Source organism: Amycolatopsis lexingtonensis, from assembly GCF_014873755.1.
Classification (GTDB): domain Bacteria; phylum Actinomycetota; class Actinomycetes; order Mycobacteriales; family Pseudonocardiaceae; genus Amycolatopsis; species Amycolatopsis lexingtonensis.
On the sequence record NZ_JADBEG010000001.1, the window covers coordinates 10,508,679 to 10,528,044 of the forward strand.

General features: G+C 71.3%; 21 protein-coding genes. 13 read left to right on the forward strand and 8 right to left on the reverse strand.

The annotated features are described in order from the left end of the window. The first annotated feature begins 7 nt into the window (after positions 1–7). The 3 genes from H4696_RS48460 to H4696_RS48470 are packed head-to-tail and all read left to right on the forward strand — an operon-like array spanning position 8 to position 2,267. Complete coding sequence (locus tag H4696_RS48460; protein ID WP_192782955.1) at positions 8–1,231, forward strand: AAA family ATPase; 1,224 nt, start codon at positions 8–10, stop codon at positions 1,229–1,231. Beyond that, positions 1,228–1,791 (forward strand): RloB family protein, encoded by a 564-nt coding sequence (locus H4696_RS48465; RefSeq protein ID WP_249026975.1) that lies wholly within the window; start codon positions 1,228–1,230, stop codon positions 1,789–1,791. The genes H4696_RS48460 and H4696_RS48465 overlap by 4 nt, the downstream gene beginning before the upstream one ends. Before the next feature lie 41 nt (positions 1,792–1,832). Then, the gene (locus tag H4696_RS48470; RefSeq protein WP_249026976.1) at positions 1,833–2,267 is read left to right on the forward strand and encodes a hypothetical protein; all 435 of its coding nucleotides are present in this window, start codon (positions 1,833–1,835) and stop codon (positions 2,265–2,267) included. Here H4696_RS48470 and H4696_RS48475 read toward each other — a convergent pair. From H4696_RS48475 to H4696_RS48485, 3 genes are all read right to left on the reverse strand, one after another. Continuing rightward, positions 2,260–2,868 (reverse strand): nitroreductase family protein, encoded by a 609-nt coding sequence (locus tag H4696_RS48475; RefSeq protein ID WP_086859284.1) that lies wholly within the window; start codon positions 2,866–2,868, stop codon positions 2,260–2,262. The two genes, H4696_RS48470 and H4696_RS48475, sit on opposite strands and share 8 nt — an antisense overlap. 52 nt (positions 2,869–2,920) lie before the next feature. Then, the gene (locus H4696_RS48480; RefSeq protein WP_086859286.1) at positions 2,921–3,355 is read right to left on the reverse strand and encodes a phospholipase; all 435 of its coding nucleotides are present in this window, start codon (positions 3,353–3,355) and stop codon (positions 2,921–2,923) included. Positions 3,356–3,722: 367 nt separating this feature from the next. Further along, positions 3,723–4,241 (reverse strand): amino-acid N-acetyltransferase, encoded by a 519-nt coding sequence (locus H4696_RS48485; RefSeq protein WP_225956030.1) that lies wholly within the window; start codon positions 4,239–4,241, stop codon positions 3,723–3,725. Between the two features lie 87 nt (positions 4,242–4,328). Here H4696_RS48485 and rimO point away from each other — a divergent pair, with 87 nt between their 5' ends. The 7 genes from rimO (at position 4,329) to H4696_RS48520 (ending at position 11,381) form a co-directional block, all read left to right on the forward strand. Continuing rightward, on the forward strand, positions 4,329–5,765 hold the full coding sequence (rimO, locus tag H4696_RS48490; RefSeq protein WP_192782956.1) for a 30S ribosomal protein S12 methylthiotransferase RimO: 1,437 nt from the start codon (positions 4,329–4,331) through the stop codon (positions 5,763–5,765). Continuing rightward, the gene (gene pgsA, locus H4696_RS48495; RefSeq protein ID WP_086859288.1) at positions 5,762–6,403 is read left to right on the forward strand and encodes a CDP-diacylglycerol--glycerol-3-phosphate 3-phosphatidyltransferase; all 642 of its coding nucleotides are present in this window, start codon (positions 5,762–5,764) and stop codon (positions 6,401–6,403) included. The genes rimO and pgsA overlap by 4 nt, the downstream gene beginning before the upstream one ends. Positions 6,404–6,407: 4 nt before the next feature. After that, entirely contained in the window at positions 6,408–6,869 is a 462-nt protein-coding gene (locus H4696_RS48500; RefSeq protein ID WP_086859290.1) for a CinA family protein, read from the forward strand. A gap of 99 nt (positions 6,870–6,968) precedes the next feature. Beyond that, complete coding sequence (locus H4696_RS48505; RefSeq protein ID WP_043785204.1) at positions 6,969–7,427, forward strand: helix-turn-helix domain-containing protein; 459 nt, start codon at positions 6,969–6,971, stop codon at positions 7,425–7,427. 332 nt (positions 7,428–7,759) lie between these two features. Continuing rightward, the gene (locus H4696_RS48510; protein ID WP_086859291.1) at positions 7,760–8,602 is read left to right on the forward strand and encodes a PspA/IM30 family protein; all 843 of its coding nucleotides are present in this window, start codon (positions 7,760–7,762) and stop codon (positions 8,600–8,602) included. Positions 8,603–8,629: 27 nt separating this feature from the next. Then, positions 8,630–9,610: a phage shock envelope stress response protein PspM gene (gene pspM / locus H4696_RS48515; protein WP_086859293.1), complete on the forward strand. Its 981-nt coding sequence runs from the start codon at positions 8,630–8,632 to the stop codon at positions 9,608–9,610. Positions 9,611–9,974: 364 nt separating this feature from the next. Next, entirely contained in the window at positions 9,975–11,381 is a 1,407-nt protein-coding gene (locus H4696_RS48520) for an allophanate hydrolase-related protein (protein ID WP_086859295.1), read from the forward strand. Here H4696_RS48520 and H4696_RS48525 read toward each other — a convergent pair. From H4696_RS48525 to H4696_RS48545, 5 genes are all read right to left on the reverse strand, one after another. Beyond that, a complete protein-coding gene (locus H4696_RS48525; protein WP_086859297.1) occupies positions 11,353–12,390 on the reverse strand; it encodes a quinone-dependent dihydroorotate dehydrogenase in 1,038 nt (345 codons plus the stop codon). The two genes, H4696_RS48520 and H4696_RS48525, sit on opposite strands and share 29 nt — an antisense overlap. A gap of 65 nt (positions 12,391–12,455) precedes the next feature. Next, positions 12,456–13,028: a GNAT family N-acetyltransferase gene (locus tag H4696_RS48530; protein ID WP_086859299.1), complete on the reverse strand. Its 573-nt coding sequence runs from the start codon at positions 13,026–13,028 to the stop codon at positions 12,456–12,458. 367 nt (positions 13,029–13,395) lie between these two features. Then, on the reverse strand, positions 13,396–14,442 hold the full coding sequence (gene add, locus H4696_RS48535; protein WP_086859301.1) for an adenosine deaminase: 1,047 nt from the start codon (positions 14,440–14,442) through the stop codon (positions 13,396–13,398). Positions 14,443–14,565: 123 nt separating this feature from the next. Continuing rightward, positions 14,566–15,375: a DNA-formamidopyrimidine glycosylase family protein gene (locus H4696_RS48540; protein ID WP_086859303.1), complete on the reverse strand. Its 810-nt coding sequence runs from the start codon at positions 15,373–15,375 to the stop codon at positions 14,566–14,568. Positions 15,376–15,378: 3 nt separating this feature from the next. Continuing rightward, the gene (locus H4696_RS48545) at positions 15,379–16,272 is read right to left on the reverse strand and encodes a ParA family protein (RefSeq protein WP_086859305.1); all 894 of its coding nucleotides are present in this window, start codon (positions 16,270–16,272) and stop codon (positions 15,379–15,381) included. 106 nt (positions 16,273–16,378) lie between these two features. Here H4696_RS48545 and H4696_RS48550 point away from each other — a divergent pair, with 106 nt between their 5' ends. From H4696_RS48550 to H4696_RS48560, 3 genes are all read left to right on the forward strand, one after another. After that, positions 16,379–17,107: a methyltransferase domain-containing protein gene (locus tag H4696_RS48550; protein WP_086859307.1), complete on the forward strand. Its 729-nt coding sequence runs from the start codon at positions 16,379–16,381 to the stop codon at positions 17,105–17,107. A gap of 78 nt (positions 17,108–17,185) precedes the next feature. Next, entirely contained in the window at positions 17,186–18,400 is a 1,215-nt protein-coding gene (gene dinB, locus H4696_RS48555) for a DNA polymerase IV (protein ID WP_192783145.1), read from the forward strand. Between the two features lie 514 nt (positions 18,401–18,914). Further along, on the forward strand, positions 18,915–19,319 hold the full coding sequence (locus H4696_RS48560; RefSeq protein ID WP_086863787.1) for a DUF3040 domain-containing protein: 405 nt from the start codon (positions 18,915–18,917) through the stop codon (positions 19,317–19,319). Positions 19,320–19,366: the final 47 nt, after the last annotated feature.

Sequence of the window (19,366 nt, forward strand, 5' to 3'; positions counted from 1 at the left end):
TGTTCAGGTGCTGCGGAGTTTCCGGCTGGGCAACCACCGCTCGTTCCGCGATGAGCAGGAGCTGCTGCTGATGCCCGCCCGGCCGGGCGACACCCGCCCGGCCGTCCCGGTCGCGGCGATCTACGGAGCGAATGCCTCCGGTAAGTCGAACTTGCTGAACGGTTTCTGGTTCATGCAGACGGCTGTGCTCGAAACTGTCGGCGGCATCGGTGCGGGAGACGGCTTCCGGCTCGACGACGGCGACGAGGAAAAGTCTTCGTCCTACGTGGTCGAGCTCGTCGTGGACGGGAACCGCTACACCTACGGGTTCGTCGTTCGAGGCGACATCGTCGAACAAGAGTGGTTGTACTCGTACCCGGAGAAGCGCCGGAGGGTGCTCCTCGAGCGAACCGGAGAACACCTCAAGTTCGGCAGCACCGTCCCGGACCTCAAGACCAAGCTGACCGTCTTGGACGGGCTCATCCGGCCGGATGCGCTTGTACTCGGTATCTGCAAGCGCCTCTCGCTGGAGCCGTTGATGCCGGTGTACGAGTGGTTCGAAGCTGGGATGCGCATCCACTACCGATATTCGGAGGACGGCGTGCGTCCGCTCGTCGAGCGGGTCGCCGCCCACCTTCGACGGGGTCCTGAACACCGACGGCGGCTGCTGAGTCTGTTGGTGGCTGCCGATGTCGGCATTACCGATATCTCGGTCGAGGACATCGGCGAGCCCGACCGTCAGCCGCATGGCCTCATGACGCTGCAGCGGGCGCGGCGGCCTGGCCCGGGGCAATCGCGGCTGAAGTTCAGACACGGCACTTCGGACGTTCCCTTCGACTTGGTCGACGAGTCCGCCGGCACCTTGAACTGGCTTGATCTCCTGCCGTCGGTGCTCGACGTGCTTGACTCCGGTCAGCTGTTCGTGGTCGACGAGATCGACGGCAGCCTCCACCCGAGGTTGACCGCGAAACTGATCGAGCTGTTCCAGTCAGCGGAAACGAATCCGCACCGCGCACAGTTGGTCTTCACGACGCACGACACGAGCCTGCTGGGGACCATGCTGGGCGGAGACCTGCTGGACCGTGATCAGGTGTGGTTCGTGGAGAAGGGAACGGACGGCGCCAGCGAGCTGTACCCGCTCACCGACTTCAAACCGCGCAAGGATCAGAACACCGAGCGACGGTATCTCGCCGGTAGCTACGGCGCTGTTCCGATCCTCGGTGATTTCCCGGAAGCGATCGCCGAACGGTGACCAGACGGGAAAACAGCGATCGGCGGCGTCCCGCGTCCCGGGAGCCGAGGCTCTCCCTGTTGGTGGTCTGCGGCGCCAAGGCAACGGAGCCGGCGTACCTCGAAGGGCTGAAACGTGCTCGCCGAAATCCTGCTGTCACAGTGAAGGTTCAGGTCAAAGCGGCAGATCCCGAAGCGGTCGTCAGGTACGCCGCGGGTCTGGACGATCAGACGAGCGGTGCATATGACGAGGTGTGGTGTGTCGTCGACGTCGACGAATTCGACCTTGAGCGGGCTGTCGTGCTCGCTCGCCGTCTTCGGGTGAACCTCGCGGTCTCGAACCCTTGCTTCGAATACTGGCTGCTGCTTCATTTCGAAGCTTGCGCAGCGCCTATGACGTGCTACAGCGAGGTGGAAAAGCGGTTGCTCCGGCACGTGCCCGGCTACCGTAAGTCCGCTTTGCGATTCGCTCACTACGAACACGGCGTCGATGCCGCGGTGCGGCGTTCGCGCCACCCCGATGCCGGGCACGCTCGCAATCCGTCAACACAGGTAGGCCTGCTTGTCGAGAGGATGAGCTGAGCCCGTGCAACCCGCCGCCGGGTCCGTTCCGTCCTGAGCACGTGGACCTACAGCGATTCGTAGCCGGACTGTTCGCCTTCGCCGTCGTCACGGTGGGCGCCGGGAGCTCGGTCGCCACCGGGCAGCCCGCCGCCCCCGGGCCCGCCGCGCCACCGTCCCCGACGGTGAGCGCCCCGGCGGGCCACGACGTCACCCTGCGGCTCGGGCAGGAGGCCGCCGTGCAGGGCAAGGACCTGACTGTGCGCTACACCCGGGTCGTCTCGGACTCGCGGTGCCGCCCGAACATGACCTGCATCTGGCAGGGGGAGGCCACGCTGGCGTTCCTGCTGAAGGAGCCCGGCCGCGGCGAGAGCACCACGGCCGAGCTGCACAGCGGCCCGCGCACCGGCCCGCAGGCGACGTCGTTCGCCGCCAGCCGGGTCGAGCTGGTGTCGGTCAGCGAGGACGGCGGGGAGGCCACGGTCCGGATCAGCTGAGCGGCGTGCCCCAGTGGTCCTGGTAGGCCACTTCGGACAGCGGGTTCCGCGGCGCGGGCTTGAAGTCCGGCACGGTCGTGTAAGCCACCGGCAGCAGGCCGGCCTGCGTGTGGCCGTCCGGGATGCCGAGGATCTCGGCCGCCTCGGCCTCGCGGGAGAGGTGGTACGTCGTGAGCGTCGAGCCCAGGCCGCGCGAGCGCAGGGCCAGCTGGAAGTTCCACACCGCCGGGAAGATGCCGCCGTAGAACGCCGCGTCGGCCGCGTTGTCGCCGGTGGGGCGCCCGCGCAGGACCGGGATCACGAACACCGGGACGCGCTCGATCACGTCGATCAGGTGCCGCCCGGACGCGAGCGCCCGCGGGTCGGCGTCGGCCTTGTCTGCCAGGTAGGCCTCGCCGACCTCGCGGAACAGCACCCCGAGCCGGTTCTTGACCTCCTGGTCGCGCACCACGAGCCAGCGCCAGGCCTGGACGTTCCCGGGCGTCGGCGCCTGCAACGCGAGGTTCAGGCACTCCTCGAGGACGCCGGGTTCGACCGGCCGCTCGAGGTCGAGCTTGCGGCGCACCGCGCGGGTTGTGCTGAGCAGGTGATCGATCTCCATGCCCCCATCCTGGCCCAGGCGCGCCCGAGCGCACCCGGGCCGGGGGAGTGGCTCAGCCGCCGAACTTGCGGACGGCCTGGTAGTACGTCCAGGCGGCGCCCTTGCAGGCCAGGTTGGACCCGCACACGCTCTTGAGATCGCTGTAGAGGTTGTCGTCGATCTTCAGCCGGTTCGCCTCGGTGAAGCGGCCCTGCTTCTTGTAGTTGCGGTAGCCGAAGTCGTGCCGGTGGCAGCCGGGCAGGAACTGCCAGCCGAACGGCGTGTCCGGCGACCACGAGCAGCCGTCCGACGACCAGTCGAGCTGGCCGGAGTAGGGCGCCTGGTTCCGGATCGACTCGAACCCGGACAGGGACGTGGAGAAGAGGTACTGGTCGGTGACCGCCGGGATGTCGACGGCCGCCGCGGTGCCGGCGCCCGCGAGGACGCCTCCGCCGACAGTCACGGCCACCGCCACGGTGGCCCCCAGGTTCCGCAGTGTCGTGCGCATCGTTGCTTCCTTGCCGATCGAGTGACTTGGTGCCCGATCAGCTTCGGGCAGCACAGTGGTGCAGGTCACCGCCCGAAAGGAGGTTGTCGGGAAAATTTCCCCCTGACTTCGGCCCCTAGGTGGGAATTGGCCAGATGACTTAGGGGTTGCGCGCCCAGCCGGTCCCGATGTCATGAGCGGGTCGTTCATCGCGGAGGAACGTCAGGGCTCCGGCAAAGTCGCGTTGGTGCAGCCCGCAGCGTTGCACCAGCGTCTTGAATGACTCATTCAGGACCTCCGAAGACCTGAATGAGTCATTCAAGACGTGGGGCGAGCGGGTCACCGACGGCGACGCCCGCTCGGCGCGACGAGGACCAGCTCGGGCGCCTCAGAGCTGCAGCAGCATCCGCGAATTGCCCAGCGTGTTCGGCTTCACGTACGGCAGGTCCAGGAACTCGGCCACACCCGTGTCGTGCGACCGCCGCATCTCCTCGTACACCTCGTGCGAAACCGGCGTCCCGTCGATCTCCACGAACCCGTGGCCGGCGAAGAACTTCGTCTCGAAGGTCAGCACGAACAGCCGGCGGAGACCGAGCTCACGGGCCTCCTCGACCAGGCGGGCCACCAGCACCCGCCCGACGCCCTGGCCGCGCACCGCCTTGTCGACCACCACCGTGCGCAGCTCGGCGATGTCCTCCCAGAGCACGTGCAGCGCGGCCGCGCCGACCAGTTCGTCACCCAGCTCGGCGACCCAGAACTCCTGGACCGCCTCGTACAGCGTGACCAGGTCCTTCTCCAGCAGGACGCGCCCGGCGTCCGAGTCGACGAGGGTCTTGATCTTGCGGACGTCGGCGATCCGCGCGCGGCGGACGGTCGGGCGGGGGGTGTCGGACGGCACGATCGTCAAGCCTGCCACATCGTCCGGTGCGGGCGGCGACACGACCGGGCTACGCCGTCGTCGGGCCGCGCGGGACCGGCGGCTACCCTGAACGTCGTGCCTTCCCCTGCCACGGACCCAGCCGCCACCCGACGCGTCTCCCTGCTGACCCTGGGCTGCGCCCGCAACGAGGTCGACTCGGAGGAGCTCGCGGGCCGGCTCGCGGCCGGCGGCTGGGAGCTGGCGGCCGATCCCGAAGAGTCCGACGTCGTGGTGGTCAACACCTGCGGCTTCGTCGAATCGGCCAAAAAGGACTCGGTCGACACGCTGCTGGCGGCGTCGGACACCGGCAAGAAGGTCGTCGCCGTCGGCTGCATGGCCGAGCGCTACGGCCACGAGCTCGCCGACAGCCTCCCCGAAGCCGACGCCGTGCTGGGCTTCGACCACTACGCCGACCTCTCGGCCCGGCTCGACGACGTCGTCGCCGGCCGCAAGATCGCCTCGCACACCCCCGGCGACCGCCGCAAGCTGCTGCCGATCAGCCCGGTCCAGCGGCCTGCCGCCGCCGAGACCGTCGAGGTCCCGGGGCACGCGCAGCACGGCTGGGGTCCCCGGGTGCTGCGCACGCGCCTCGACGACTCGCCGGTAGCCGCGCTGAAGATCGCCTCCGGCTGCGACCGGCGCTGCTCGTTCTGCGCGATCCCGTCGTTCCGCGGCTCCTTCGTCTCGCGGCAGCCCGACGAGATCGTCGCCGAGGCGATGTGGCTGGCCGAACACGGCGTCAAGGAGCTGTTCCTGGTCAGCGAGAACTCGACGTCCTACGGCAAGGACTTCGGCCGTGACGGCGCCACCGCCCTGGAGCGGCTGCTGCCGCGCCTGGCGGAGATCGACGGCATCGAGCGCGTCCGCGTCTCCTACCTGCAGCCGGCCGAGACGCGCCCGCAGCTGGTCAAGGCCATCGCCACCACGCCGGGCGTCGCCGAGTACTTCGACCTGTCGTTCCAGCACTCCAGCGAGCAGGTGCTGCGCCGGATGCGCCGGTTCGGCTCGACCGACTCGTTCCTGGCGCTGACCGAGCAGATCCGCGAGTACGCGCCCGAGGCGGGCATCCGCACCAACGTCATCGTCGGCTTCCCCGGCGAGACCGAGCACGACCTGAGCGAGCTGGAACGCTTCCTGACCGGCGCGCGCCTCGACGCGGTCGGCGTCTTCGGCTACTCCGACGAAGACGGCACCGAGGCCGAGGGCTTCGACGGCAAGCTGGACGCCGACGAGGTCGCGAAGCGCGTCACGCGGATCTCGGCGCTGGTCGAGGAGCTGACCGCGCAGCGCGCCGAGGACCGGATCGGCACCTTCGTCGACGTCCTCGTCGAGCTGGACGACGACGGCGAGCTCACCGGCCGCGCCGCGCACCAGGCCCCCGAGGTCGACGGCGAGTGCGTCATCCTCGACGCGCCGGAGAAGACGGAGGTCGGTGACTTCCTGCGCTGCGAGGTCGTCGACTCCGCGGGCGTGGACCTGATCGTCCGCGCGGTGCCGGACGCCGACCGGTGAGTGCGCTCCCCAGCGACGCCGCCGACGAGGGCCTGACTCACGAAGCCCCCGCCCAGGTCCCCGAGCCGACCCCGGTCCCCACGCTCAACGTCGCGAACCTGCTGACGCTCTCGCGGCTGGTCCTGGTGCCGCTGTTCGTGGTCGCGCTGTTCGTCGGCGACGGCCACGACACGACCTGGCGCGCGCTCGCGACCGGCCTGTTCGCCATCGCCTCGGCCACCGACCAGCTGGACGGCTGGGTGGCCCGCAAGTACGGCCTGATCACCGACTTCGGCAAGATCGCCGACCCGATCGCGGACAAGGCGCTGACCGGCGCCGCGCTGGTCGGGCTGAGCGTCCTGGGCGAGCTCGGCTGGTGGGTCACGATCGTCATCGCGGTCCGTGAGATCGGCGTCACGCTGCTGCGCTTCTGGGTGATCCGCCACGGCGTGATCCCGGCGAGCCGGGGCGGCAAGGCGAAGACGATGGCCCAGATCGCGGCCATCGTGGCGTATCTGCTGCCGCTGCCGGCCGGCGCGGACCCGGTCCGGTGGTCGCTGATGGGCCTGGCCCTGGTGCTGACCGTGGTCACCGGCGTCGACTACCTGGTCCGGGCCGTGCGGCTGCGCGCGGCCGGGCGCCGGGTCACCGGGAGCTGACGGCGTGGAGGCGCGGGAGCTGGTCGCGGCCCTGACCGCGCGCGGCGAGACCGTGGCCGCGGCCGAGTCGCTGACCGCGGGGCTGGTCTGCGCGACCCTCGCGACGGTGCCGGGAGCGAGCGCCGTCCTGCGCGGTGGTCTCGTGGTCTACGCCACCGAGCTGAAGACCGCCCTGGCCGGGGTGGCCGCGGACCTGCTGGCCGAGCACGGCGCCGTCCACCCGGAGGTCGCCGCCCAGCTGGCCGAAGGCGCCCGCGACCGGTGCGGATCGACCTGGGGCCTCGGGCTCACCGGCGTGGCGGGTCCATCGGCACAGGACGGGGTCGAGCCCGGCACCGTGCACGTCGGGCTGGCCGGGCCGGGAACACGCACAGTCCGTACGCTGGGCTTGAGCGGGGATCGCGACTTGATCAGGACCCGATCGGTCCAAGCCGCGTTTGCCCTGCTCGGGGAACATCTGACGTGAATCGGGCGTTCGCCCTTGGCGTACTGGCACACCAACTCCTGCGCCCAGGGCACCGCTCTGGGTAACGTAGGGGGTACTTGTACGGAAGGGAGGCGCGTGATGACCGTGCTGTTGCGTGAGGCGATCGGTGATCGGCTCCGTCATGCCCGCACCAACCAGCGTCGTACGCTGCGCGACATCTCCCGCGCCGCCAGGGTCAGCCTCGGCTACCTCTCGGAGGTGGAACGGGGCCAGAAGGAGGCGTCGAGCGAACTGCTCGCGTCCATCTGCCAGGCCCTGGACCTTCCGCTCGGCGAACTGCTGCACAACGTGGCGGCGGACGTTTCGGCCCTCGACAACGTCGAGGTCGCACCGGTCGACGAGCGGATCGTGGAAGGCGCGCCCCGGGAAAAGCGGGGTGCCGAGGCCTCGGCGGCCGGGATCGAAGGCGGCCGCCTGATGTCCGAGCTGATCGGGAACGACCTCGCCGACCTGCGGGTTTCCCCGGCACCGAGGATGAACACGACATTGCGGACGACGATCGGCCAGCCCAAGCTGGCCTCGACGATCGCCGCCTGAGCTCGGGGGTGGGCCCGGTGTGCTCGCGGAACGCGCTCGCCGAGGCCCGCTCGCTGTGCCCTCTGGGGCCGAGCCCCAGACCCCGCCGGGGGCAAGCCCCCGAACCCCCGAAAAATTGTCGACGGCCCCGGGCAACCCGCCCGGGGCCGTTCGCGTTGCCTACTCGGGGTGATCAGGGCGATCCCTGAATTCGGCCGGGTCGCCTGGAACGGACGTGGCCGACCTGACACGATGGAACCCAACGCCGGGGTCGGTGCGTTGCAGAAGCAGGGGAGCGACGCCCCACCCCGAGTACTCAAGGCCCGTGGGACGCAAGAAGGCAGGCGGAGGAGATGGCCAACCCGTTCGTGAAGTTCTGGAAGTACATGATGGCGGCGTTCTCGTCGAAGATCGACGAACACGCCGACCCGAAGGTACAGATCCAGCAGGCCATCGAGGAGGCGCAGCGCAACCACCAGGCGCTGACGCAGCAGGCCGCCTCCGTGATCGGCAACCAGCGGCAGCTGGAGATGAAGCTCAACCGGCAGCTCGGCGACGTCGAAAAGCTGCAGGCGTCCACCCGGCAGGCGCTGGTCCTCGCGGACGAGGCCCGCAGCAAGGGTGACGAGCAGAAGGCCGTCGAGTTCGAGAACGCCGCGGAGAGCTTCGCGACGCAGCTCGTCACGGCCGAGCAGAACATCGAGGACCTGAAGACGCTGCACGACCAGTCGCTGCAGGCGGCGGCCCAGGCCAAGAAGGCCGTGGAGCGCAACTCGCAGATGCTGCAGCAGAAGCTGGCCGAGCGCACGAAGCTGCTCTCGCAGCTGGAGCAGGCGAAGATGCAGGAGCAGGTCTCCGCTTCGCTGAACCAGATGAGCCAGCTGGCCGCGCCGGGCAACACGCCGTCGCTGGAAGAGGTCCGCGACAAGATCGAGAAGCGCTACACCACGGCGCTGGGCTCGGCGGAGCTGGCGCAGAACTCGGTCCAGGGGCGCATGATGGAGGTCCAGGCCTCCACCACGCAGCTGGCCGGCCAGTCGCGGCTGCAGCAGATCCGCGCGTCGATGCACGGTGACTCGGTCGCGCAGGTGACCGACGGCGGCGCGGCGGCCCAGAAGCCGGCGAGCAGCTCGGCCGACATCCAGCGCGAGATCCAGGCGCGCGTCCAGGCCGAACAGGGCAAGAACCCGGCCTGACGCGGCCGGCAGGGCTAAGGGGCGAGCATGGGGCAGCAGGGCAGGCGGCGCGACTTCGGCGAACTGAGCGCCAAGCTGGAGAAGCACATCGAGAAGCTGCCCGACTACGCCGTGCGCGCCCAGGAGAAGCTCCAGAAGGTGCAGAAGTACTTCCCGCCGGCCGAGCAGGCCGGCGGGAAGTCCCCGCGCCCCAACCCGCTGCAACGGCCACCCGTGCGGCGGCCGGACATGACGGCCTCGCTCTCGTCGATGGCCAGCCAGGTCCCGGCGTTCGCCGAGGCCAGGGCCAAGTGGGACCGCTGGAACCACCCGGCCGCGAAGCTCGAACGCCGCAAGCGCCGGACGGCGAAAGCCCTGACGCTGTGGATCCTCCTCACGATCCTGTGCGGCGTCGTCACCGTGGCGGCCGCCGTGGGCTGGATCAGCCCCACCGGTGCCGCGATGATGCCGCAGGCGATCACGGCGTTCGCCGGGGTCGTCATCTTCGGTACGTTCAGCGTCCGGTCCGGCCTCAAGCTGCGTGAGCTGAAGCGCACGCCGATCCCGGCGGCGCCGGCCGGACCGCCGCCGCTGCCACCCGCCCGCTCGGCGGCTCGCGAACCCATGGAACGGCTCGCCGAGTGCGAGGCGTCGCTGGGCGAGCTGCTGCGCCAGCTTTCGGTGCCGTCCCCGGTGGGCACGGTCCCGGTGGCCGAGGTGTCGGTCGCGGACGCCCGGCAGACAGCGAGCGACGCGGCCGCGGCACTGCGCGGCCTGGCCGCCCGCATCCAGGCGATCGAGCGCGGCCGCGACTCCGCGCCGGCGCGCGAGAAGGCCGCGCTGGACGCCGCGGTCGGCAAGCTCCGCGAACAGCTCGACGACGGCATCGAGGGCTACCGCGGCCTGGTCGCCGCGGCGGGCCACACGGTCGCCGCGTCCAGCGACGGCTTGGTGACGTCGAAGCAGGACCTCACCGACGCGACGGACCGCCTGGCGGGGCTGGCGATGGCGCTGCGCGAGCTGTCCTGACCGTCCGATTCCGTCGTGCCGCGGGTCGAGTCCCGCGATTTCCGCTCCCTCACGCGAAATCCGGCTTCGTTGCGCCATCCGGGTACCCGGCTCGGCCATCCGAGGGCCGCGATCCCGCCATCCGGCCCCGTTGTCACCCCGCGTGCGTGATCGTGCGTTTCACCCCGGCGTCGCCCCCTGTTCACCTCTTGGTGCCGAAACAAGCGCGTAATCGGAAACTGATCGCGACGGAAACGTCCGCGATCTAACGTTTCTGTCATGCATGCAGAGGTGTCACTCGCCGGGAGGCCCGCCGTGGACTGAGGTTCGCCGGCGCCGACCGTACACAGTGGACTTTCTCGACCCGCCGAGGAAAGGACGCCCCGTGAACACGCTCCCGCCGGACCCGGACCCCGTCCCGGTCACCCCGCCCACCGCATCGCACCGCGTCATCGCCGCCTTCGAGCGCATCTCCGAAGCCGGCCGCCCCGAGATCTGGACCACCCTCCGGGCCGTCGAAGACGTCCTCGTCGACGCCAAGGCCGTCGACGAGCGGGTCAAAGCCGGGGAAACCCTGCCGCTGGCGGGCACCGTCCTCGCCGTGCCGGACCTGATCGACGTCGCCGGGCAGCCGTCCGGGCACGGCGTCCCGGAAACCAGCGCAGCGGTCGTCGCCCGGCTCACCGCAGCGGGTTCCATCGTGCTCGGCAAGACCGGGGCCGCCATGGTTTCCGGCGCCTGGGACCGCACCAAGGCCGGCGGGAACGGCGCGGCCGTCGCCGTCGCGCTGGGCATCGTCGACCTGGCACTGAGCACCGGGGGAGCCGTCCCCGCGGCGCTGAACGCCGTCGCCGCCGTGAAGCCGACGCGCGGCCTGCTGCCCGCCGCCGACGGTATCTCCGTGTACTCCAACGGCCTGGTCGCCGCCCACCGCGCCCTCACCCTGATGACCGGTGGCGAGCGGTCCTGGCCCGCCGACGTCCGCCTCGGGGCCGGCGAGCACCCGCGGCTCGGCTACCCGGCCGACCTGCCCCTCGGCGAAGCGGCGGGCCTGGCGCTCGAGACCGTCGTCGCCCGGCTGACGGCGGCGGGGGCCGTGCTCACCCCGGTCTCCGCGCGGGAGCCCGGGTTCGACGGGTTCGACGCCCTCGTCGTGCCCACCGTGCCGGAGCACCCCGGGATCGCCGAAGCGCTGGCCGACCCGGCCGGCGTGGGCCACCGCCTGGCCGCCTGCACGGCGTTCGCGAACCTCCTCGACGTGGCCTCGGTGTCCGTCCCGGTGCTGCCGGGCGACCGCCGCCCCTTCGGCGTCACCTTCCTGACGCGGGCGTTCGAGGACCAGATCGCCCTCGACCTGGCGACCGTCTGCACGGACGAGCCGATGACGCCGTACCCCGAGCCGGGCGAGGACATCGTCGTGTTCGGCGCGCACCTGCGCGGGCAGCCGCTCAACGCGGAGCTGACCGCGCTGGGCGCCCGGTTCGGCGGACCGGTCCGGACCATCGAGGGCTACCGGATGGTGCTCCTGCCCACCGAGCCGCCGCAGCCCGGCGTGCTGGCGGGCGGCGCCGTGCTCGACGGCGAACGCTGGCGGCTGTCCCCGGCCGCCTTCGAACGGTTCGCCGCCGCCCTCAAGGAACCCTTCGTGCTCGACCGCGTCGAGCTGGACGACGGCACCGCCCCGCTCGCCGTCCGCTGCCTGGCCGCCGACGGGCCCCGGCTGGACCGCTACGAGTCCTGGCGCGGGTACGTCCGGTTCGCCTCTACCGCCGGTTTGCGAGCCCCCGGCTGACGCGGCGCACCAGGCCCGGCCCGTGCAGCGCGAACCCCGTGTAGAGCTGCACGAGCGACGCACCGGCGTCCACCAGCCGGATCGCGTCGTCCGGGCCCAGGACGCCGCCGACGCCGATGATCGGCAGGTTCCCGCCGGTGTGCTCGTGCACGAACCGCACGACCTCGGCCGCGCGGGCGGTCAGTGGCCGGCCGGACAGCCCTCCCGCCTGTCCGGCCAGGCCGCTCTCCGCGGCCGCGATGCCGTCGCGGGACAGCGTCGTGTTCGTCGCGATGATCCCGGCGACGCCGTGCTCGACCGCGACCTCCAGGAGTTCGCCCAGCGCGTCGTCGGTCAGGTCGGGCGCGACCTTCACCAGCAGCGGCGTCGGCGTGCCCGCACCGGCCAGCTCCGCGGACGTCGACCGCAGCTCGCCGAGCAGCTCGGCGAGCGCGGCGCGGTCCTGCAGCTGCCGCAGCCCCGGCGTGTTCGGGGAGCTGACGTTGATCGCGAAGTAGTCCGCGTACGGGTACAGCGCCCGCAGCGAGAACCGGTAGTCCTCGACGGCGTCTTCGAGCGGCGTGACCTTCGACTTGCCGATGCTGATCCCCAGCGGGACACCGGGTTTGCCGTCGCGGGCCAGCTTGGCCGCGAGTGCTTCGGCGCCGTCGTTGTTGAAGCCCATGCGGTTGATCACCGCGTCGCTCGCGGGGAGGCTGAACAGCCGCGGCTTCGGGTTGCCCGGCTGCGCCAGCCGCGTCACCGTGCCGACCTCGACGAACCCGAAACCCAGCGCGGCCCACGCGGGCAGCGCGCGGCCGTTCTTGTCCATCCCGGCGGCCAGGCCGACGCGGTTGGGGAAGCGCAGGCCCAGCACCGTCACCGGGTCGTCGACGCGCAGGGCGCCGCCGAGCGCGGGCGCGACCTTGCCGAGCCGCGCGAGGACGCCGATCGTGCGCTCGTGCACCAGCTCGGGGTCGTGGTAGGACAGCCGGTACAGCGCCGGGCGCACGATCTTGTCGAAGAACACGCCCCCATGCTGCCAAACCGCCGGCGGCCCGCGACCGGAGCGCCACTTTCACGTGAAAGCGGCCACTACGCGCCGGCGGCCCGGAGGTCCTTCCACTCGTCTTCGAGCATCGCGTAGATCAGCTCGTCGGTCCACTCGCCCTTGACGATCTCGTTTTCCTTCAGGTGCGCTTCCCGGCGCATCCCGAGGCGTTCCATCAGCGCGGCGGAGGCGGTGTTGCGGCCGTCGCACCGGCCGATCACGCGGTGCAGCCCCAGGTCTTCGAAGCCCAGCCGGAGCAGTTCCGTGGTGGCTTCCGCGGCCAGGCCCTTGCCGTGGTGGTCCGGGTGGAAGACGAACCCGATCTCGCCCTGGCGGTGCTCGCTGCTGAGCCACTCGAGGTTCAGGTCGCCGATCAGCTGCCCGGTCGCGGCCAGTTCGACCGCCACGGCCAGGAATTGCCCTTCTTTCGTCAGCGTCGAGCTGTGGACGCGCTTCGCCAGCGCGGCGGCCGATTCGGCGCGGCTGCGCGGGCCCCAGTAGAGGTAACGGGCGACGTCGGCGCGGGACTGGAAGGAGTTCAGCGCGTCGAGGTCGCCGGGCGTGAACGGGCGCAGGAGCAGCCGATCCGTGGTGATCGGGTAGTCGGGCCTGAGCATGCGTCCAGGCTAGCGACCTTCAGCCGTCCGGGGGACAGAACGGCGAAACGCTGATCGCCGGACGGTCGTCCTGCGACGCCGGGTGGCATGACCTGCACAGATGAGCAATGTAAGGAACCCCCGGGGTGTCTCTCAAGCGCCGTCAAACGCTTGAGCCCGAGCCGGACTGGTGCTCGGGAACCCCGGGGGCACGGTGACTGCCTGGTATTCGCTATCAGGCATCACGTGGAGCAGGCGATGAGCCAGAAGGTGGCTCAGCTGTAGCGCTGCTCAAAGTCCTCCACGTGCCATCCGCTAGCGGACAGCCACCTCACGAGTCCTGTTGGAATACAACTTTGGACCACCTCCTCTCTCGTGTACTGCCACGCTAGGCGAAGTTCCCGGGGTCCGGCAATGTCATTTTCGCGATCTCACTCCGCAGACCGGCTTTGCGCCGCTCGTCGAGGAAGGACGCGGCCACGGCGTTCTCCGCGAGCCGGGCCAGTTCGGCCGCGGTGAGCCCGAGCGCTTCGGCGACGGCGACGTACTCGCCGGTCAGCGTGGCGCCGAACATCGGTGGGTCGTCGGTGTTGAGCGTGACGACGACGCCGTGGTCGAGCATGCGCCGCACCGGGTGCGCGGCGACACTGCCGACCTGCCCGGTCCGCACGTTCGACGTCGGGCACACCTCGAGCGGGATCCGGTGCGCCGCAAGGTGTTCCAGCAGCGCCGGGTCGGCCACGCAGCTGGTGCCGTGGCCGATCCGCTCGGCGCCGAGGTCGTGCAGCGCGGACCAGATCGTGGCCGGGCCGGTGGTTTCGCCCGCGTGCGGGACGCTGTGCAGCCCGGCTTCCCGCGCCCGCGTGAAGAACGGCTCGAACTGTGCGCGGCCCACCCCGAGTTCGGGGCCGCCGAGCCCGAAGGACACCAAGCCTTCGGGGCGTTCGCGCAGCGCGAACACGAGCGTCTCCCGTCCGGCGCGCACGCCCTTTTCGCCCGGAATGTCGAAGCACCAGGCCAGTTCCACGCCCAGTTCGGCGGCGCGGGCCCGGCCGGTCTCCAGCCCGGCCAGGAGTTCGTCGCCGGGCACGCCGTCGAGCACGTGGTTGTACGGCGTCACGGTGACCTCGGCGTAGCGGCAGTTCTGCGCGGCGAGGTCGGCGGCCAGCCCGGTCACCAGCGTGCGGACGTCGTGGCGGTCGCGCACCAGCGACGTGACCGCGAGGTAGACGGTGAGGAAGTGGGCGAAGTCGCGGAAGGTGAAGAACTCCGCGAGCTCGCGCTCGTCGGTGGGGACGCCGGCGGCCGGGCGCCGCCGGGCCAGTTCGAGGACGGTCGGCAGGCTCGCCGAGCCGACCAGGTGGACGTGCAGTTCGACCTTGGGCAGCGCGTGCGCGAAGGCGCGCAACGCCGGCCCGGTCAGGATTTCGGGCATGACGAAGCTCCCTGAGCGGGTGGGGTGGGTGACGGAGTGCCGGGCGCGGCTCAGGGAGCGAGGTCGCCGCGTTCGGTGTCGGTCCCGTAGAGCGGGAGCTTGAACGTCGTCACGGGCCCGAGTCTACTGCGGCGGGTACGGCCCGGCCTGGTCCTTCGGGCAGAACCAGGTCGGGCGCCGCTGGACGTCGTGGCCCTGCTGGCGGACCAGGAGCCGTCCGCCGCAGCGGAAGCAGCCCTGGCGGGTGCGCTCGTAGACCCAGTTCTTCCGGTTGCGGTCGAGGTGGCCGGTGGTGCTCTGGTCGAAGCGGCCGGAGCGGGCGTTGGCCAGCAACAGCTTGCGCGCCAGCGCGACCGTCGTCGTGGCGTCCACTTCGGACACCGGAACCCACGGCGTGACGCCGAGCAGGAAGGCGATCTCGCACTTGTAGAGGTTCCCGACGCCGGCCATGATCCGCTGGTCGAGCAGCGCGAGCCCGAGTTCGCGGTCCGGATCGGCGGTCAGGTTCGCGACCGCGCGCTCCGCGTGCCCGGCCGACCACTGTGGATCGAGCAGGTCCGGGCCGAGGTGGGCGACGAGGTCGTGTTCCTTCGGCGTGGCAACGAGTTTGAGGTCGTGCACGCGGAAGCCGATCACCTGGACGTCGGCGGCGGTGAGCAGCACGCGGGCGTGGTGCCCGGGGCGCCGCCACTTCCCGCCGGCCGGGTAGACGTCCCACATGCCGTCCATCATCAGGTGCGAGTGGAGCGTCAGATCACCGGAGAAGCGCGTGAAGAGGTGCTTGCCGACCGTGCCGACGCCGAGCACCTCGCGTCCGGCGAGGTCCACAGTGGCCAGCTGGGGCACGCGGAACTCCCCGCGCAGCAACGTCTTCCCGGCCAGGGCCCGGTCGAAGCGCTTCCCGACGAGGTAGACGGTGTCACCTTCGGGCACGGCTCACCCCGCCGATTCGGACACCTCGGCCGGTGCCTCGGGCGTCTCCGGTGCCGGGCCTTCGGGCCAGTCCGGCCCCTCGGGCTCCTCGCCGGCGACGCGGTGCCGGCCCGCCCGGTTCGAGCGCAGGATCTTCGCCAACACCATGTTGAACGTCAGCGCGATCTCCTGGGCACCGGGGGAGTGCCATTCGTGGATCGGGCTGCACGCGCCCTGGGCCTGCTGCACCGCGAGGCGGTCGGTGATCGCCGTCGGCATCACCAGCGAACCGAAGTTCTCGCGCAGCTCGGCGATCCGGTACTGGTGCTCGTAGGACCGCACGCGCAGCTTGTTCACCAGCACGCCGATCGGGCGCAGCCGGGGGTTGAGGTCCTTGCTGATCTTCTCGATCGCCTCCAGCGCCCGGTGCGCGCCGGCGACGGCGTACATCGTGGGCTCGGTCACGATGAGCGCGCTGTCCGCGGCGACCAGCGCCGATTTCGTCAGCCGGCCCAGCGACGGCGGGCAGTCCAGGATCACCAGCTCGTAGGGCAGCTCGCCCAGCGGCTCGCGGTGCAGCTCGTCGAGCGCGCGGGAGAAGTTCGCGAGCCGCTCGCTGTCGGCCTCGGGGTCGTTGAGCAGCTCCAGGTCTTCGGAGCCGACGAGGACGTCGACGTCCTCGCTCCAGACGCTGGGCGCGATCGCGCGTTCGAGCATCTCCCGGGTCGGGGTCTCGAGCACGTCCGCGAGGGTCGCGTCGGTGAACGGCGGGTCGAGCGAGGTGGTGGCGTTGCCCTGCGGGTCGAGGTCGACCACCAGCGTCCGCGTGCCCCTACGCAAGGCGGCGGACGCGATACCGAGAGCGACCGTCGTCTTGCCGACGCCTCCCTTGAGGCTGAGTACGGCGACCGTGTGCACGACGACCAGCCTACGGGTGCGGGCGAGGCGCGCCGTCGGGCAAGGGCCGTTCACTCGAAGGGAGGAGCCGGGGAGGCGGGCGGGGGCGGGCACTACCCTGTGCGGCATGAAGACGGAGACCGTGGCCGCCCGGGGTTCGGGCGCCGTCCGCCGGGTGCTCGAGGCCGAGCTGAAGGCCGCCCGCGCCCGGGGCGTCGAGCACCCCCGCGTCGTCGACGTGGGCGGCGGCAGCGGCGGCTGGGCGGTGCCGTTCGCGGCGGCGGGCTGCCGGGTGACGGTCGTCGAGCCGAGCCCGAACGCGCTGGCCACGCTGCAGCGGCGCGCCGAGGAAGAGGGCGTCTCCGACCTGATCACGGTGATCGCGGACGACTCCGACGCGCTGGGCAGGCACGTCGAGGCCGGCTCGGCCGACCTGGTGCTGGCGCACGGCCTGCTGGAGATCGTCGACGACCCGGCGGCGGTGCTGGCGGCGCTGGCCACGGCGGTCGCGCCGGGCGGCGCGGTGTCGGTGCTGGTGGCCAACCGCCACGCGGCGGTCCTGCACCGGGCGCTGGCCGGCCGCGTCGGCGAGGCCCGGCAGCTGCTCGAGAGCGCGGACGGGGTCGTCGCGGGTGACACGGTGCTGCGCCGGTTCTCCGCGGACGGCCTGCGCGCCGGGCTCGAGGCGGCCGGCCTGGACGTGACGCTGCTGCAGGGCGACCGGGTGATCTCGGACCTGGTGCCCGGCGACGTTCGCGAGGAGGAACTGGCGGACTTCGAGCGCGCGGCGGCGGCCACCCCGGCGCTGCGCGAGATCGCGGGCCGCCTGCACGCCGTGGCGCGGCCCCCGGCCTGACCGGCGGGTTCCCGGAATTGTCGGTGGTGGCCGGTAGCGTCGGCCGGCGTGGGGCGAAATGCTGAACTGCCGGGCGGGATGGCCCGGTTCCGCGTCCGGCCGGGAGAGCCGGTGCCGGACGACGCCGGCTGCGGGCTGCTGCACGTCGACATGGACGCGTTCTTCGTGTCGGTCGAGCTGCGCACCCGCCCCGAGCTGGCGGACAAACCGGTCGTGGTCTCGGGCGGCGGCCCCCGCGCGGTCGTGGCGGCGGCGAACTACCCGGCGCGCAAGTTCGGCGTCCGGTCGGCGATGCCGTTCTCGACCGCCAAGCGGCTCTGCCCGCACCTGATCAACATCCCGCCGACCTCGGGCCTCTACGGCGAGGTCTCGCGCGGGGTGATGGGGATCTTCCGCGAGCTGACACCGCTGGTCGAGCCGCTGAGCCTGGACGAGGCGTTCCTGGACGTCAGCGGGGCGCTGCGCCGCCTGGGCGCTACGCCGGCTTCGCTGGGCGCGCAGATCCGCGCGCGGGTCGCGGCCGAGCACGGGATCACCTGCTCGGTCGGGGTGGCGAAGGTCAAGTTCGTGGCGAAGCTCGCTTCGGGCATGGCGAAGCCGGACGGCATGGTCGTCGTCCCCGCGGCGGAGACCCTGGACTTCCTGCACCCGCTGCCGGTCTCGGCCTTGTGGGGCGTCGGCGCCCGGACCGAAGAACACCTGAGGCGTCTCGGCCTCGACACGATCGCGGACGTGGCGGCGTTTCCCCCGGAGCGCTTGAAGAAGTCCTTGGGAACGGCGGTCGGCGAGCACCTGTACCGGCTGGCGCACGGCGTCGACGAGCGCTCGGTGGTGGTCGACTCCCCGGAAAAGTCGATCGGCGCCGAGCACACCTTCGACGTCGACCGCCACGACCGCGCCGAGCTGGGCCTGGAGCTGCTGCGCTTGGCGTCCCGGGTGGGGGCGACGCTGCGGGCGCGGGGCGTCCGCGGGCGGACGGTCTCGATCAAGGTGCGGTTCGCGGATTTCCGGACGATCACGCGCGCCCGCACGCTGATGTCGGCGACGGATGTGGCGCGGGAGATCCACGCGGTGGCGGTGGCGCTGCTGGCGGAGCACGCGCCGACGGGCGCGGTCCGGCTGATCGGGGTCCGGGTGGAGGGGCTGGACACGGGGGAGGTGGGGGAGCAGCTGGTGTTCGACTCACCGGCCCCACGCTGGCGCGACGCGGAGGTGGCGGCGGACGTGGCGAGGTCGAAGTTCGGGTCGGCGGCCGTGCGGCCGGCGTCGCTGCTGGCGCCGCGGGATCGGTGAGGGTGCTGGTGGAGGAGTCACGCGGGTGACCGAGTGCGGTTGGCTGTCCGCTGGTCGGCCGGCGGTCTTGGCATCGCGAAGCACGAGGGCCCCGGGCAGCCTGTTCGCTGACGTCCTGCGGCGGTTGCGCCCGCCCACTTGTCGGCCGTTGATCCGCACCCGGCGTGCGCAGTGCGGCGACTCCCGTCACCCGGTGGCGACCGCATCCCACCCGCCGCGAGACGGCCCACCGGACCCCCTCTACCGGGTGTGTACGGAAGGTGATCTTCCGCTCGTCCATCGTCCCCCACATCGCCGCGCAGGCCGTCAACCGGTCACAATGGGCCACGGTGACCGTCCGCAACGCCCGCCGGGCGGGATTTAGCCCAATTCGATCCCTTCTGGATGCGGGATCGGGTAGTCGTGCGGGCGCGGGCCTCGTATCCTGGACAGTGCCACCCCGCCTGGGGTTGGCTGTTGGGTCCAGGACGTTGCGCGGCCCGGCGCCCGCGACAGCTGTGCCGGAGGAGGAAAGATGCCACTCTCCGAGCATGAGCAGCGGCTGCTCGATCAAATCGAGCGCGAGCTCTATGCCGAGGACCCCAAGTTCGCATCCACGGTGCGTGGCACCCGGTTGCGTCGCCCCGCTCGCCGACGGCGTATTCAGGGCATCGCCCTGTTCGTAGTGGGCGTGGCCCTGCTGGTGCTGGGCGTGGTGGTGCCGCAGTTCCGGGTGGCCGACATCCCGCTGATCAGCGTGCTCGGGTTCCTCGTGATGTTCTTCGGGGTCATGTTGGCCGTCACATCGATTCGGCACGCCGCCGACGGAGACGGCAAGGGCGGTGGATCGGGCTCCCGGGGTGGCAAGCAACCAGGGCGTCGCAGTTCCTTCACCCAGCGGATGGAAGAGCGCTTCCGCCAGCGCTTCGAAGAGCAGTAGCGCCGCAAGACCACGAGATCCGCGTCCCGCCACCAGGCAGGACGCGG